Source organism: Marinobacterium maritimum (genome assembly GCF_039523155.1).
Classification (GTDB): Bacteria; Pseudomonadota; Gammaproteobacteria; order Pseudomonadales; family Balneatricaceae; genus Marinobacterium; species Marinobacterium maritimum.
Genome location: NZ_BAAAET010000003.1, coordinates 601,571 through 615,297, shown reverse-complemented (window position 1 = coordinate 615,297; position 13,727 = coordinate 601,571). Strand labels below are relative to the sequence as shown.

The window sequence follows — 13,727 nt, the reverse complement described above, 5'->3', positions numbered from 1 at the left end:
CCTTGATTACACTCAGATTGAAACGACGGGGCGAAGTATTGGAGCCCCATGGGCGAGCGGCGCTAGAATAGGCGTTTCTTCACAATGCAGGTGCGTCATGTCGGACAACAGCAAGCCGTTCTACCAGCTCACTCCCGATGCCGTCATCGATGCGGTCGAGTCGCTGGGCTATCTCAGTGACGGTCGCATCCTGGCGCTGAACAGTTACGAGAACCGGGTATACCAGGTGGGACTGGATGAGCGTGAACCGTTGATCGCCAAGTTCTACCGTCCCGGGCGCTGGACCGATGCGCAGATTCTGGAGGAGCACCAGTTCTGTTTTGAGCTGGCCGAGCAGGAGCTGCCGGTGGTCGCGCCGCTGTGCAACAAGCAGGGCGACAGCCTGTTCCATTTCGGTGCCTATCGTTTTTCCCTGTATCCGCGCCGTGGCGGCCGTGCGCCGGAGCTGGGGGATCCCGATCACCTGTATCGACTGGGACATACGCTGGGGCGTATCCATCTGGTCGGTGCCATGCATCCGTTCAAGGCTCGCCCGGTGCTGGATATCCAGAGCTACGGTCGGGACAGCATCGAGCTGATTGCGCGTGACTTTATTCCGTCTTCGCTACGCGAAGCCTATACCAGCCTGACCGCCGACCTGCTGGCGGGGATTGAGCAGTGCTACCGCGACGCGGGGAACGTCCGCCAGATCCGTGTCCATGGCGACTGCCATGGTGGCAATATCCTCTGGCGTGATGATCTGCCCAATTTCGTCGACTTCGACGATGCGCGCATGGCGCCGGCGATCCAGGACCTGTGGATGCTGCTCACCGGTGATGACCGCCAACAGCAGCAACTGCAGTTATCCGAGGTCATAGAGGGCTACAACGAGTTTGCCGACTTCGACCCGCGTGAGCTGCATCTTGTCGAGGCGCTGCGCACCCTGAGGATGCTCAACTACAGTGCCTGGCTGGCGCGGCGCTGGGAAGATCCGGCGTTTCCGCACAACTTCCCCTGGTTCAATACCGAACGCTACTGGGGCGAGCATGTCCTTCAGCTGCGTGAGCAATTGAGTGCCCTGCGCGAGCCGCCGCTGCAGCTGCTCTAGCGGGCAGCGGCAGGCGGCAGAGTGTCATCGGATCAGTGCGGCGGGTCGATCTGGTTGTTGATGCTGGTGTTGACCCTGAACCAGCCGGCAATACTGTAGCGGTCGGTAGCAGCCGGCAGGACCTCGTGGGGGAACTGCTCGCTGAGGAAGATCACCAGTGTGCCCATCTGCGGCACCACCTGTTCGATGGCCCTGTCGCTGTCTGGCTCTGGCCAGATCAGCAGTTCGCCGCCCTGTTTTGCGTCCCAGTCCGGGTTCAGGTAGAGCACGGTGGTCAGCACCCGGTTGGTCTGTCCGCGAAAGGCATCCAGGTGGCGTTTGTAAAAGGCGCCGGTGCGGTAGTGGGCGAAATGGGCCTCGTAGTCGAACAGGCCCATGAACAGGCGTCTGTTCAGCCCTTCACGCAGCTCTTCCATCCAGTTCAGGTACTCGGCTTCGACGGGCTGCTGGCGCCCGAGCCAGCGGATCTCGTCGCGGCGGATACCGCCGTGCAGCTGGTGGTCCTGCTCACGGCCGACGCCGGCACGTTGAAACTGCTGTGCACTGTGTGCCTGCAGGTGCTGGTAAAGCTCGTTGGTCAGTGTTTCCGGCAGTGCTGAAGGCAGGATAATGTAGCCGGTGTCGACCAGAGCATCGGCGATCTGGTCATACAGGCCCTGTTGCAGATCCAGGGCGAGTTCAGGGGGTGAATACACGCATGCATCCTCCGAATATAGGATGATGATATATACTGCCAAAAACGTGATCTGTCACGAAAAAGTTTACATTATGGTGATAAATGTTTTCTTCTCCTTTTAAGTGGTTGTTTCCAATGGTGCTGTTTTCACTGGCGGGTTGCAGTGAGGCGCTACCAGAGGTGCGCACCCTGAACGTGCAGGCCAGCGCCTACAATTCGGTAGCTGCACAGACCAATGCACAACCCTCGCTGGCGGCCTGGGGCGACACCCTCAAGCCGGGCATGAAAGCCGTCGCCGTGTCGCGTGACCTGATCAAGGCAGGCCTGACCCACAATACCCTGATCGAGATCGAAGGCCTGCCCGGGCAATACCGGGTGTTGGACAAGATGCACAAGCGCTGGACGCAGAAGATCGATATCTACATGGGTGAAGATATTGCGGCCGCACGGGAGTGGGGGGTGCGTGAGGTGGAAATTCGCTGGGTGCCTGCGGCGGCAGACTGAATCAGGCTGGAATCTCCTGGCCGTCCCAGGCAAATGTCCGGCCGCTGTGATCCGGCGTCAGTCCGTTCAGCACGCGCAGCACTGATGCGGCAGCAAACGCCGGGGTAAAGAGCTTGTCTGTTGGCACCCGCGAATGGAAGGGCTGCGACAGGGATGTATTCACCGTGCCGGGGTGCAGCCCGGCCACCACCAGATGAGGCCAGCGGCGTTGTGCTTCGATGGCGGTACAGCGCAGCAGCATGTTCAGTGCCGCCTTGCTGGCGCGGTAGCTGTACCAGCCGCCCAGGCGGTTGTCGCTGATGCTGCCGACCCGCGCTGACAGGGCGGCAAAGACGGCTCGCTGATCTTTCGGTATCAATGGAATCAAGTGCTTAGCCAGTAAAGCCGGTGCCAGAGCATTGATCTGCATCTGTTGGTGAAAGTGATCGCTTGCCAGGGTGCGCCAGCTTTTCTCCGGCATCGCAGTTTCGCTGTGAAGTTGGCCACTGGCCACGAGCACCAGGTTTGGCCGGGCTCCGCTCAGCGGCTCTGCGACGGCGGCGATAGAACTCTCTTCATTCAGGTCGATGCGGTGAAAGCTCAGCTGCTGCGGATAGCGGGAGGCCAGATGAGCCGCGTGTTGAGGGCTGGAGCGGGAAAAGGCGTACACCCGTGCTACGGATGGATCATCCAGCAGCGTTTGCAGCAGGGCCTGACCGATCCCGCCACTGGCGCCGATAAGCACCGCGTTGATCGGTTGTTCGAATGAAGTAAGCAGGCTCATGGCAGCTCCCGGTAATGACTGAAGATGCGCTGCACATCCACACGGGCGCCCAGCTGAGCCGCCAGCATGAACAGACCGCCCATCTTGCGATGCAGGAAGAGTACATCGGCCGGCGGTGTGTGCCAGGCTTCGGGATCACTGCTGATCGCCATGCCTTGCTCATGAATGCGACGAGCCAGGTCGGAACGACCAAAATCATAGCCACCGGAGGTGCGCAGGGGCTCGGTCGCTTCCATGAAAATATCCAGCACTACCTGTCGATTGGCAGCATCATGCTGCTGGCTGAAAAAACCCAGTGCCTCCAGTGCTTCGACCAGTTGCGGGGCATTGCGATCGGTGGCGGCGCAGATGGCGCCGTGGTAGTGGTGGACAAAGTCGGCAGTGAAGTGACGAACCGCACCAAAGTCCAGCAAGATCAGCTGGTTGCGTTCCAGACTGTACTGGTAGTTGGCCGGGTTGGGGTCGGTTTGTACGCAGCGCAGCTGAAACAGCTCGCAGAAGAACAGCTCCAGCAACAAGGTCGGGATATGGTCCTTGAGGGTTGGTTGCTGTGCGGCAACCGATTTAAGTCCTGTGCCGGCCAGATAATCCATGCACAGGATCTGCTCTGTAGAATTCTGTGTATCGACGCCCGGCAGAGCAAGTGCCTGGTAGTGGCGGAAGCCGTCCTGAAGGGCAAGGTCATATGCCAGCAGTTGCTTCTGCTCGTGCTGATAGTCGGTTTCGAGCTTCAGCTGATGCTTGGCTTCCGCGACCAACGGGTCGATATCCAGATCGCGCGGCAGCAGGCCACTGAGTCGCAGCAGCGACACCACGTTGTCGATGTCGCTGTCGATACTGCGACGCACGCCGGGGTACTGAATCTTGATCGCCAGGTCGCGGCCTTCGCGGGTCCGCCCCCGGTGAACCTGGCCGATGGAGGCCGCTGCAATCGGCTCGAAACTGAACTGGGCCAGACGCTGGTCCCAGTTGCTGCCCCAGTTCTGCTCCAGCACCGTGACCAGCTGAGCCGCCGGCATGATCACGGCATCCTCGCGCAACCGCTCAAGTACCTGCGCCAGCTCCGGCGGCAGCAGGACGCCCGAGTCCATGGAGATCAGTTGGCCCAGCTTCATCGCGGCACCGCGCATCCGGGCCAGCCGGTCGGCAACCTGTTCCAGATTTCTGCGGCTGAGCAGCAGCTCCGACAGGGCCGGGCGTTGCCCGCGTATCCATTGCTTGCTGCCCTCGGTGACCAGGTTACCGGCAACCCTCCCGGCCAGGCCGGTGAGACTGGCCATGCGGGACAGGCGGCTGCTCGGCACAGTCGCGGAGCGGCGGTTCTTGTTATCTGGCGGGGTCATGGGGTCTCCTGAGCATCCGGCCGGGGTGCTGCTGATGTATTATGCTCAACTTGTTACGCGCGTGAGGCGCGAACAGATGCATGATCGAGGTAGGCAAAACGTGGAATATGAATTCAGGCGTGATCTCTATGATCAGCCGGAAGCGGTGGTCGAGATGGAGCAGGCGCTATTCGGTCGCTGGCTCAGCGAGGAGCTGGGCGAGAATAGGCCCCAGGCGCAACAGGTGTTGCAGCAGGCGGAGCGGCTGTTGGCCGAGCGCCGTGGCCAGTTTGACTGGCACGGCAGCGAGTTGAGTGTGCAACTGGACAGTGACAGCGCTCGTGTCTGGCTGCAGGCCGAGGGTGATATCGACGAACTGGAAGATGGTTTCGGCCTGGCGGACGAGGCCTGTGAAGCGGGGCTGGAGGACTTTATCGGTCTGCTGCGTGGCTGGATCGAGTATCTGGCCGTTTGAGCGATAGGCAAGCCTGATTATCTGCTGCTACAATCCTGAGTGAATCAGTCAACTATAGACTCCATGGAGAGCACAGCATGAGCATTCAGATCGGTGATCGCATTCCCAATGTAGAACTGCGCGTGATGGGCGCGGAAGGACCGGAAGCGGTCAATACGGCGGATCTTTTCGCCGGCAAGAAAGTGGTTCTGTTCGCCGTGCCGGGCGCCTTCACTCCGGGTTGTTCCATGACCCACCTGCCGGGCTTCGTGGTCAAGGCGGACGAGATCAAGGCCAAGGGCGTGGACAGCATCATCTGCACCGCCGCCAACGATGTATTCGTCATGGATGCCTGGGGCAAGGCGCAGAACGCCGAAGCGATCACCATGCTGGCCGACGGTATCGGTGAGTTCGCCGCCGCCATGGGGCTGGATCAGGACCTGTCCGGCATCCAGTTCGGCAAGCGCAGCCAGCGCTATGCGATGATCGTCAATGACGGTGTCGTTGAACTGCTGAATGTGGACGCGAAGGGCATCGACAAGAGCAGCGCCGAGACCATTCTGGCCGCGCTCTGAGCCTTCCCGGGGGCCGCTGCCGTGGCCCCCTTGTAACCCCCACGCTAACCCTCATAACAAATCGGTCTGAAAACGACCGGCACAACTGTCCCCGCCGAATAATACTGAAGTCACTTTCAGGTCTATCTGGGAGCTGACCAAACTCACAGGCGGGAGGCAACATGAAACCTGTACGCACACTGATCTCGGCACTGGTTCTGGGTGGTTCACTGGGGCTGGCTGTTCCGGCATCGGCTGAAGCACCCTTTGGTAATCAGGCCGACATGGAGATGGCTACATCCCTTTGGGCACTGATGGAGTACAAGGGGCTGGCCGGTGACAATGCCGTGATGACGCGTCCATACAAGGGGGTAGCACCGCACGGCATGATTCTGGAACTGATCGAGCTACCGGTTACTCTGCACGGCCATACCGGTCCTCTGATCGTCAAACGCAACTATGGCGGTGACGGTATCTCGGTGGATGATGTGATCAACGACCCCGAACGCTATCTGCAGGCGGTCACCATCATGCTCAAGCGGGAGCCCGGCTACGATGCCGATAATCGTGACTGGTTCTACGTCAAATACGATGCCCGTGGCAACGTGATGAAAAACCCCAAGGGCATGCCGCTGGCCGGGCGGGTGGCCAAGGGGATGCAGACCGGTTGTATCGCCTGCCACCGGGCAGCCGAGGGTGGTGACTTCGTCTTCAACCACGATCGCTACAAGTAGCGAGGATGCACCGGTACGGGAGTCACGACCGGTGCTGTTTTCAGCCGGCCATCAGTGCCCTGGCATGATGGCGCAAATGGTCTTCGATGAAGCTGGCGATGAAGAAGTAGCTGTGGTCGTAACCGGGCCGCAGGCGCAGCTCCAGCGGATGACCCGCTGCTTCGCAGGCGGCCTGCAGCGCCTCGGGCTTCAGCTGCTCGGACAGGAAGTCATCCGCCTCGCCCTGATCGACCAGAATCGGCAGCTGCTCTGTTGCCGTAGCGATCAGTTCACAGCTGTCCCAGGCCTTCCAGGCTTCACGATCCTCACCCAGATAGCCGGTCAGGGCTTTCTCGCCCCAGGGGCAGTTGCTCGGGTTGCTGATCGGCGCAAATGCTGACACCGAGGTATAACGACCCGGGTTCTTCAGCGCACAGATCAGTGCACCGTGGCCGCCCATGGAGTGGCCGCTGATGGCGCGCTTGTCGGTCACCGGGAAGTGCTGCTCGATCAGCGCCGGCAGCTCGTCGGTGACGTAATCGTACATGCGATAGTTGGCCGACCAGGGCGCTTGCGTCGCGTTGACGTAGAAACCGGCACCGGAGCCGAAGTCGTAGCTGTCATGCTCGGTTGGGAAATCGGTGCCGCGCGGACTGGTGTCCGGCGCGACGATGGCGATGCCCAGTTCGGCCGCGATGCGCTGGGCACCGGCCTTCTGCATGAAGTTTTCGTCGGTGCAGGTCAGGCCGGAGAGCCAGTAAAGTACCGGTACTGGCTGAGTCTGTGCCTGCGGCGGCAGGTAGATGGCAAAGACCATCTCCGTGCCGGTCGCCGCGGAGCTGTGCCTGTAGCGCTTGAGCCAGCCGTCGAAGCATTTGTTGCTGGCGATCAGCTCGGGAGCTGCGTGTGACATGAGATTCTCCTTGATCGATGTGTTTTGCTTTGGAGTGGGCTTAGGTGCGGACACTGTTGCTCGACACGCCGTAAACCCATCCCTGGGGGCTCGATGGCGCCGTCCATGGCGCCATACGGTCGATCAACAATGTCCGCCCCACGCCTGCAAAGTTGGGTGCTAAATCACTGATCGAACAGAATCACCGAGCGGATGCTCTTGCCTTCGTGCATCAGGTCGAACGCCTTGTTGATGTCTTCCAGTCCCATGGTGTGGGTGATGAACGGATCGATCTCGATCTTGCCGTTCATGTAGTCCTCAACGTAACCCGGCAGCTGGCTGCGGCCCTTGACGCCACCGAAGGCGGAGCCTTTCCAGACGCGACCGGTGACCAGCTGGAACGGACGGGTGGAGATCTCTTCGCCGGCACCGGCCACGCCGATGATGATCGACTCGCCCCAACCCTTGTGGCAGCACTCCAGTGCCGAACGCATCACTTGTACGTTACCGATACATTCGAAGGAATAGTCCACGCCGCCGTCGGTCATATCGACAATCACCTGCTGGATCGGGTCGGAGTAGTCCTTCGGATTGACGCAGTCGGTAGCGCCGAACTGGCGAGCCATCTCGAACTTGTCTTCGTTGATATCGATGGCGATGATGCGCTCGGCACCGGCCATGCGGGCACCCTGGATGCAGGACAGGCCGATGCCGCCCAGACCGAAGATCGCCACGGTGGAGCCCGGTTCAACCTTGGCTGTATTAAGTACCGCACCGATACCGGTGGTGATACCACAACCCAGCAGGCAGACCTTCTCCAGCGGCGCGTCGATGTTGATCTTCGCCAGCGAAATTTCCGGTACCACGGTGTACTCGGAGAAGGTCGAGGTGCCCATGTAGTGATAGATGGTTTCACCGTTCAGCGAGAAACGGCTGGTGCCGTCCGGCATCAGGCCCTGGCCCTGGGTGGCGCGCACGGCCTGACACAGGTTGGTCTTGCCGGACAGGCAGAATTTGCACTTGCCACACTCGGCGGTGTACAGCGGAATGACGTGGTCACCCGGCTTCAGCGTGGTCACGCCCGGGCCGACTTCTTCCACGACGCCAGCACCTTCGTGGCCCAGGATCGACGGGAAGATCCCTTCCGGATCCGCACCGGACAGGGTGAAGGCATCGGTGTGGCAGACGCCGGTCGCAACGATGCGAACCAGCACTTCGCCCGCTTTCGGGCCCTGAACATCTACTTCTTCGATGGTAAGAGGGGCACCTGCTTTCCAGGCAACGGCAGCGCGTGATTTCATGATGGGGTCTCCTGTATTCAGTTTGAACACAGTCTAGACCCGGTGGGCGCCAGTGATAATGGCACCAATTGAAAAGTATTTTTGCTGAGCTGCAATAATCGGGAGGGAGGCGGCCTGCGGTTTATCCACAGGCCGGGGGCGATCAGTCTTCCACAGCAGCGGTGACTGTCATCTCCACCAGAATCTCCGGGCGTGCCATGCGCGCTTCAACACAGGCGCGGGCCGGCTTGGGCAGGTCAGCCACCCAGGCATCCCAGACTTCGTTCATGGCAGCAAAGTCCTTCATGTCACGGATGTAGATGGTCACGGACAGCATGGATGCCTTGCTGCTGCCGGCTTCATCCAGCAGGCCTTCGATCTTGGCCAGACACTGGCGAGTCTGCTCGGCGATATCCCATTCAGCCTGACCGGCGGTCTGGCCACAGAGGTAAACGGTGCCGTTGTGCTTGACGATACGGCTCATGCGGTCGGTAGAGTGGATGCGTTCAATCGACATGGATGGCTCCTTGTTAGGTAAAAATGTTGGGTAAAAATCCGGACGGTCACCTGCTGGCACCGGTTCATGGAAAACGACATATATTTTCCACAGTTTTAACCGATATGTTTGGCTGTTTAATATGAGATTTTGCCGCGTTTGCAGGAGATTTTTCTGTATCGGTGGCTTTGGTGGCGGCTGATCTCATGTTTTGGGGGCTCGCTGGCGTGCCGGATTGACGCTCGTCGACGGTATTCTGCGGCAGAACATCCCAGAATTCTGTACATTATTGTTGTTCAACAACAATGCGGCTGCAAAGCCTGTCAGACAGCACCAACAGGAGTCAGCATGCGTAACTGGGATGCCATTGAAGCCTTCGTCGAAGTGGTGCAGCAGGGCAGTTTTTCGGCCGCCGCGCAGAAGCTTAAGGTGTCGCCCTCGCATATCAGCCGGCTGGTGTCGCGCCTGGAGGCGGAGCTGAGCACCCCGCTGATGTACCGCACCACGCGCAAGTTTCGCCTCAGCGAGGCGGGTGAGCATTACTACCAGCACTGTCGCGAACTGCTGCACGGCTTTTCCGCGGCCGAGGAGGAGCTGGCCAGTTTCCAGTCCGAGCCTTCGGGCAAATTGCGCGTCACCTGTGCCACCACCTTCGGCGAGCGCTTTCTGGCCCCGCAGCTAAATGATTTCATGCTGCAGTATCCGAAGATCAGCCTCGACTTGCACCTGACCAATCGCCAGACCGACCTGATCGCAGAGGGTTACGACCTGGCCGTGCGCATGGGCTCCCTGAAGGACTCCTCGCTGCTGGCGCGGCGGCTCTGTGGCCGGCGCGAGTATCTCTGTGCCAGCGCCGACTACCTGCAGCGCCACCCCATGCCGCATACCCTGTCCGAACTGGGCCAACACAACTGCCTGCTCGGCTCCAACACCTTCTGGCTGTTCAGCGAGAACGGCCAGCGTCGCGAGCTGAAAGTCAGCGGCAACTGGCGCTCCAATTCAGGCCCGGCGTTGCTGGATGCGGTGACCAAGGGGCTGGGCATTGCCCAGCTGCCCGACTACTACGTGGAGCCGGCGCTGGAACGCGGCGAGCTGATCTCCATGCTGGAGCAGTACCGCTACCCGTTCAGCGGTGTCTGGCTGGTTTATCCACAGGCGCGGCAGCGCTCGCCGCGGCTGCAGCTGTTGTGTGACTTCCTGATCGAACGCTTCAGCGACGGCCTGCCCTGGTGATCGGGGAGAGTGAGAAGGCATAAAAAAACCGCCCCGAAGGGCGGCAAAAAGGAAGAGAGAGGTTACGTCAGTTTCAGTTGCGGATCAGGTGATCGAAGGCGCCCAGCGCCGCCGTGGCGCCTGATCCCATCGAGATGATGATCTGCTTGTACGGCGTGTTGGTCACATCGCCCGCCGCGAACACACCCGGCATGGAGGTCGAGCCGTGGCCGTCGATGACGATCTCGCCACGCTCGGTCAACTCCAGGCTGTCCTTGAGCCACTCGCTGTTCGGTACCAGGCCGATCTGGACGAAGATCCCGGCCAGATCCAGCACGTGGGTCTCGTCGGTGCGGCGGTCCTTGTACTGCAGCCCGATCACCTTGTTGCCGTCACCCAGTACCTCGGTGGTCATCGCCTGCTTGATGATGGTCACGTTGGCCAGGGATTCCGCCTTCTTCACCAGTACATCATCGGCACGCAGAGTGTCGGAGAACTCCAGTACGGTGACGTCTTTCACGATGCCAGCCAGGTCGATCGCCGCTTCGATGCCGGAGTTGCCGCCACCAATCACCGCCACGCGCTTGCCCTTGAACAGCGGTCCGTCGCAGTGCGGGCAGTAGGCCACGCCCTTGCCGCGGTATTCCTGCTCGCCCGGCACGTTCATTTCACGCCAGCGGGCACCGGTAGCCAGGATCACGCTGCGGCTCTTCAGCGTTGCGCCGCTGGCCAGTTCCACCTCGATCAGCTCGCCCTTGGACAGCTTGGCGGCAGACTGCTCGGTGATTACATCAACTTCGTACTCTTTAACGTGCTGCTCCAGGCTGGCCACCAGTTTCGGGCCTTCGGTGTAGGGCACGGAGATGAAGTTCTCGATCCCCACGGTATCCATCACCTGACCACCGAAGCGCTCGGCGACGACACCGGTGCGAATGCCCTTGCGCGCGGCGTAGATGGCCGCTGAGGCACCGGCCGGGCCACCGCCCACCACCAGCACTTCGTAGGGCTCTTTCTCGTTCAGCGCCGCGGCTTTCTGCTCGGCAGCGCCGCTGTCCAGCTTGTTGACGATCTCAGCCAGCGTCATGCGGCCCTGACCGAAGTGTTCGCCGTTCAGGTAGACCGAGGGCACGGCCATGATCTGGCGCTCATCCACTTCCTGCTGGAACAGGGCACCGTCGATCATGGTGTGCGTGATGTTCGGGTTCAGTACCGCCATCAGGTTCAGCGCCTGGACCACGTCCGGGCAGTTCTGGCACGACAGCGAGATGTAGGTCTCGAAGTGGAACTCACCCTTCAGGTTGCGGATCTGCTCCTGCAACTCGGCATCGGCCTTGGACGGGTGACCACCAACCTGCAGCAGCGCCAGTACCAGCGAGGTAAACTCGTGGCCCATGGGGATACCGGCGAAATTGATGCGCGGCGCTTCACCGGCGGTGCCTACGGCCATGCTCGGTGCGCGGCGGTCGCTGCCGGCCTTGACGCTGATCTTGTGGGACAGTTCAGCGATCTCGTTGGTCAGCTCGGCCAGCTCCTGAGATTTGGCGCTCTCATTGGTGGTCAGGGTCAGCTCGATCGGCGTGACGATGTTCTGCAGGTAAGCGTTCAACTGCTGTTTCAGGTTTGCATCCAACATAGCGAGTATCCCCTCAATGCCAAAAATTCAGTCAAAGTGCTCGAATGGCGGTCCGCCAGATGGATCTTCTGCTGCGGCGGTGCTGCTCATCTCGAATATGGAACTATCTTAACCAGCCATTTTTTATGTTTGAAATTAATCATAATTAACAGGCCGATAGGTTTTGTTAATTGATGGGGCAGTTAGCCAAACACACAAACGAAAACGCCGCCCCGAGGGGCGGCGCCTTGCCAGACACTCTTACCGACCAGTGCTAAGGCCAGCAAGCGTCGGTCGGATTTAGATCTTGCCGACCAGGTCCAGAGACGGAGCCAGAGTCGCTTCACCTTCTTTCCACTTCGCCGGGCAAACTTCACCCGGGTGAGCGGCTACGTACTGAGCTGCTTTCACCTTGCGCAACAGGTCGTCAGCGTCACGGCCGATACCTTCAGCGGTAATCTCAACCGCCTGGATCACGCCCTGCGGATCGATCAGGAAGGTGGCGCGGTCTGCCAGGCCCTGGCCTTCACGCATCACACCGAAGTTGTTGGTGATGGTGCCGGTCTGGTCGCCCACCATGTAGTAGTTGATCTTGCCGATGGCTTCAGAGGTGTCGTGCCATGCCTTGTGGCTGAAGTGTGTGTCGGTAGACACGGAGAAGACTTCAACGCCCATGCCCTGCAGCTCTTCATACTTGCTGGCCAGGTCTTCCAGCTCGGTCGGGCAGACGAAGGTGAAGTCAGCCGGGTAGAAGAAGAATACGGCCCACTTGCCTTTCACGTCCGCTTCGGTGATTTCAACGAACTCACCCTGTTTGAACGCAGTTGCCTGGAACGGCTTGATCTCGGTGTTGATGATACCCATGTGATTGAATCTCCTGAGTGTTTTCAAAGTTGTTTTCGAATCTGGAAGCCATCTTAACGAGCAGGTTTTTATTTTAGAAATTGATCATGCTGATAGGGGTAATAGGTTTTGTCTATGAGAGATGAACCCCGCAGTTATTCAATGGTTGATATTAAATACATGTTTTGGAAGCATGGTTTCCCTTAAATCGCCCATGGGCTGCCAACCCTGCAAAAATGTGTACGAGAGGTTGTGCACAACGGCACCTGAGGCAGGGCAGACAAGTCGAATAGAGGAGACGCTGAAACGTGAAGCTGGAACGAGACGAGTCGCTGCTGCGCGCCCTGCTGGGGTTGGGTGACAACACCACCAGCCACCTTGAAAAGCTGATCTCCGGCCTGGGCGCCATGCTCAGTCTTGTACTGGTCTACTTCATTTCGCACTGGTATCTGGAGTCGCACAGCGGCGCCCTGATGGTTGCTTCCATGGGGGCAACGGCGGTGCTGCTGTTCGCCGTGCCTCATGGCGCACTCTCCCAGCCCTGGGCGGTGCTGGTGGGCCATATGGTCTCCGGCGCCATCGGCGTGACCTGCCAGCTGCTGCTGCCCGACAGCCCTCTCACCCCGGCACTGGCGGTCGGTCTTGCCGTGGCCGCCATGCATTACCTGCGCTGCATCCACCCGCCCGGCGGCGCCACGGCCCTGACCGCCGTGGTCGGTGGCGATGCGATCCACGCCCTGGGCTACACCTACCTGCTGACGCCTGTGCTGCTGAACCTGCTCTGCATGCTCAGCGTCGCCTTCCTGTTCAATGGACTCTTCCACTGGCGCCGCTACCCCACCGTGCTGGCGCGGCGCCAGGCACCGGCTGACGAAACCCCGGCGATGGAGCGGCACGGCAGCATGCTGACCCATGAAGACCTGGCCGCCGCCATGGAGCAGATCAATTCCTACGTGGACGTCACCTCGGAAGAGCTGGCCGAGCTGTTCGATCTGGCGGTGGAACACGCTGCCCAATCCCGCCAGCACAAGATCAATCTTGAGATCGGCGGCTATTACAGTAACGGCCTGCTGGGGCAGCAGTGGGCGGTGCGCGAGATCCTCGATGGCCCGGACAACATGGACGCGGAGCGCTGCACCCTGGTGTTCAAGACTGTGGCCGGCGCCGGCAGTTACCAGACCGGCAGCTGCACGTTGAGAGAGTTTCGGGAGTGGGTTGGTTTCCCCGTTGAGTTTACCGGGGAAAGGTGGGTGAGGGTGGCTGGGTCCGAGCCTGCTGAGGCTGACGAGACGGCTGGGTAACCTCAGAGTGAGCGGGCG

Annotated in this window: 15 protein-coding genes; 7 read left to right on the top strand and 8 right to left on the bottom strand. The window is 60.3% G+C overall.

Annotated elements, in window-relative coordinates; translation table 11 throughout:
• Positions 1-97: 97 nt before the first annotated feature.
• Positions 98-1,087: a serine/threonine protein kinase gene (locus ABD013_RS13880; protein WP_343806999.1), complete on the top strand. Its 990-nt coding sequence runs from the start codon at positions 98-100 to the stop codon at positions 1,085-1,087.
• 32 nt (positions 1,088-1,119) lie between these two features.
• Here the strand turns inward: ABD013_RS13880 and ABD013_RS13875 are convergent, their stop codons facing one another.
• Positions 1,120-1,782: a 2OG-Fe(II) oxygenase gene (locus ABD013_RS13875; protein ID WP_343806996.1), complete on the bottom strand. Its 663-nt coding sequence runs from the start codon at positions 1,780-1,782 to the stop codon at positions 1,120-1,122.
• Between the two features lie 116 nt (positions 1,783-1,898).
• Between ABD013_RS13875 and ABD013_RS13870 the strand changes: the two genes are divergently transcribed.
• Positions 1,899-2,267 carry a 3D domain-containing protein gene (locus ABD013_RS13870; protein ID WP_343806994.1) on the top strand — a complete coding sequence of 123 codons (369 nt, stop codon included), beginning with the start codon at positions 1,899-1,901 and terminating at the stop codon, positions 2,265-2,267.
• 1 nt (position 2,268) lies between these two features.
• On the opposite strand, the gene ABD013_RS13865 is transcribed toward ABD013_RS13870, so the two are convergent.
• Together ABD013_RS13865 and ABD013_RS13860 are read right to left on the bottom strand one after the other, a co-directional pair.
• Complete coding sequence (locus ABD013_RS13865) at positions 2,269-3,030, bottom strand: SDR family NAD(P)-dependent oxidoreductase (protein WP_343806991.1); 762 nt, start codon at positions 3,028-3,030, stop codon at positions 2,269-2,271.
• Positions 3,027-4,373 (bottom strand): ABC1 kinase family protein, encoded by a 1,347-nt coding sequence (locus ABD013_RS13860; protein ID WP_343806988.1) that lies wholly within the window; start codon positions 4,371-4,373, stop codon positions 3,027-3,029. The genes ABD013_RS13865 and ABD013_RS13860 overlap by 4 nt, the downstream gene beginning before the upstream one ends.
• A 76-nt stretch (positions 4,374-4,449) precedes the next feature.
• On the opposite strand from ABD013_RS13860, the gene ABD013_RS13855 reads away from it, so the two are divergent.
• The 3 genes from ABD013_RS13855 (at position 4,450) to ABD013_RS13845 (ending at position 6,094) form a co-directional block, all read left to right on the top strand.
• Positions 4,450-4,827, top strand: a complete 378-nt coding sequence (locus tag ABD013_RS13855; protein ID WP_343806986.1) for a YacL family protein — start codon at positions 4,450-4,452, stop codon at positions 4,825-4,827.
• Positions 4,828-4,904: 77 nt separating this feature from the next.
• Positions 4,905-5,381, top strand: a complete 477-nt coding sequence (locus tag ABD013_RS13850) for a peroxiredoxin (RefSeq protein WP_343806983.1) — start codon at positions 4,905-4,907, stop codon at positions 5,379-5,381.
• A gap of 161 nt (positions 5,382-5,542) precedes the next feature.
• A complete protein-coding gene (locus ABD013_RS13845; protein WP_343806980.1) occupies positions 5,543-6,094 on the top strand; it encodes a cytochrome P460 family protein in 552 nt (183 codons plus the stop codon).
• A gap of 40 nt (positions 6,095-6,134) precedes the next feature.
• Here ABD013_RS13845 and fghA read toward each other — a convergent pair whose 3' ends face one another.
• The 3 genes from fghA to ABD013_RS13830 form a co-directional block, all read right to left on the bottom strand.
• Positions 6,135-6,986, bottom strand: a complete 852-nt coding sequence (gene fghA / locus ABD013_RS13840) for an S-formylglutathione hydrolase (protein WP_343806977.1) — start codon at positions 6,984-6,986, stop codon at positions 6,135-6,137.
• A gap of 164 nt (positions 6,987-7,150) precedes the next feature.
• Positions 7,151-8,266, bottom strand: a complete 1,116-nt coding sequence (locus ABD013_RS13835) for an S-(hydroxymethyl)glutathione dehydrogenase/class III alcohol dehydrogenase (RefSeq protein WP_343806974.1) — start codon at positions 8,264-8,266, stop codon at positions 7,151-7,153.
• Between the two features lie 142 nt (positions 8,267-8,408).
• Positions 8,409-8,762 (bottom strand): RidA family protein, encoded by a 354-nt coding sequence (locus tag ABD013_RS13830; RefSeq protein ID WP_343806971.1) that lies wholly within the window; start codon positions 8,760-8,762, stop codon positions 8,409-8,411.
• Positions 8,763-9,089: 327 nt separating this feature from the next.
• Here ABD013_RS13830 and ABD013_RS13825 point away from each other — a divergent pair, with 327 nt between their 5' ends.
• Positions 9,090-9,974, top strand: a complete 885-nt coding sequence (locus ABD013_RS13825; RefSeq protein WP_343806968.1) for a LysR family transcriptional regulator — start codon at positions 9,090-9,092, stop codon at positions 9,972-9,974.
• A 73-nt stretch (positions 9,975-10,047) separates the two neighbouring features.
• On the opposite strand, the gene ahpF is transcribed toward ABD013_RS13825, so the two are convergent.
• Together ahpF and ahpC are read right to left on the bottom strand one after the other, a co-directional pair.
• Positions 10,048-11,586 carry an alkyl hydroperoxide reductase subunit F gene (ahpF, locus tag ABD013_RS13820; RefSeq protein ID WP_343806965.1) on the bottom strand — a complete coding sequence of 513 codons (1,539 nt, stop codon included), beginning with the start codon at positions 11,584-11,586 and terminating at the stop codon, positions 10,048-10,050.
• Positions 11,587-11,865: 279 nt separating this feature from the next.
• Positions 11,866-12,423, bottom strand: coding sequence for an alkyl hydroperoxide reductase subunit C (ahpC, locus tag ABD013_RS13815; protein ID WP_425543413.1), 558 nt, complete (start codon positions 12,421-12,423; stop codon positions 11,866-11,868).
• 293 nt (positions 12,424-12,716) lie between these two features.
• On the opposite strand from ahpC, the gene ABD013_RS13810 reads away from it, so the two are divergent.
• Positions 12,717-13,709, top strand: a complete 993-nt coding sequence (locus ABD013_RS13810) for an HPP family protein (RefSeq protein WP_343806959.1) — start codon at positions 12,717-12,719, stop codon at positions 13,707-13,709.
• The last annotated feature ends 18 nt before the right edge of the window (positions 13,710-13,727 follow it).

Excerpts from the sequence above, each read along its gene's own strand:
- ABD013_RS13880 (WP_343806999.1), top strand. The coding sequence starts at position 98 with ATGTCGGACAACAGCAAGCCGTTCTACCAGCTCACTCCCGATGCCGTC.
- ABD013_RS13870 (WP_343806994.1), top strand. The coding sequence starts at position 1,899 with ATGGTGCTGTTTTCACTGGCGGGTTGCAGTGAGGCGCTACCAGAGGTG.
- ABD013_RS13865 (WP_343806991.1), bottom strand. The coding sequence starts at position 3,030 with ATGAGCCTGCTTACTTCATTCGAACAACCGATCAACGCGGTGCTTATC.
- ABD013_RS13860 (WP_343806988.1), bottom strand. The coding sequence starts at position 4,373 with ATGACCCCGCCAGATAACAAGAACCGCCGCTCCGCGACTGTGCCGAGC.
- ABD013_RS13855 (WP_343806986.1), top strand. The coding sequence starts at position 4,450 with ATGCATGATCGAGGTAGGCAAAACGTGGAATATGAATTCAGGCGTGAT.
- ABD013_RS13850 (WP_343806983.1), top strand. The coding sequence starts at position 4,905 with ATGAGCATTCAGATCGGTGATCGCATTCCCAATGTAGAACTGCGCGTG.
- ABD013_RS13845 (WP_343806980.1), top strand. The coding sequence starts at position 5,543 with ATGAAACCTGTACGCACACTGATCTCGGCACTGGTTCTGGGTGGTTCA.
- fghA (WP_343806977.1), bottom strand. The coding sequence starts at position 6,986 with ATGTCACACGCAGCTCCCGAGCTGATCGCCAGCAACAAATGCTTCGAC.
- ABD013_RS13835 (WP_343806974.1), bottom strand. The coding sequence starts at position 8,266 with ATGAAATCACGCGCTGCCGTTGCCTGGAAAGCAGGTGCCCCTCTTACC.
- ABD013_RS13830 (WP_343806971.1), bottom strand. The coding sequence starts at position 8,762 with ATGTCGATTGAACGCATCCACTCTACCGACCGCATGAGCCGTATCGTC.
- ABD013_RS13825 (WP_343806968.1), top strand. The coding sequence starts at position 9,090 with ATGCGTAACTGGGATGCCATTGAAGCCTTCGTCGAAGTGGTGCAGCAG.
- ahpF (WP_343806965.1), bottom strand. The coding sequence starts at position 11,586 with ATGTTGGATGCAAACCTGAAACAGCAGTTGAACGCTTACCTGCAGAAC.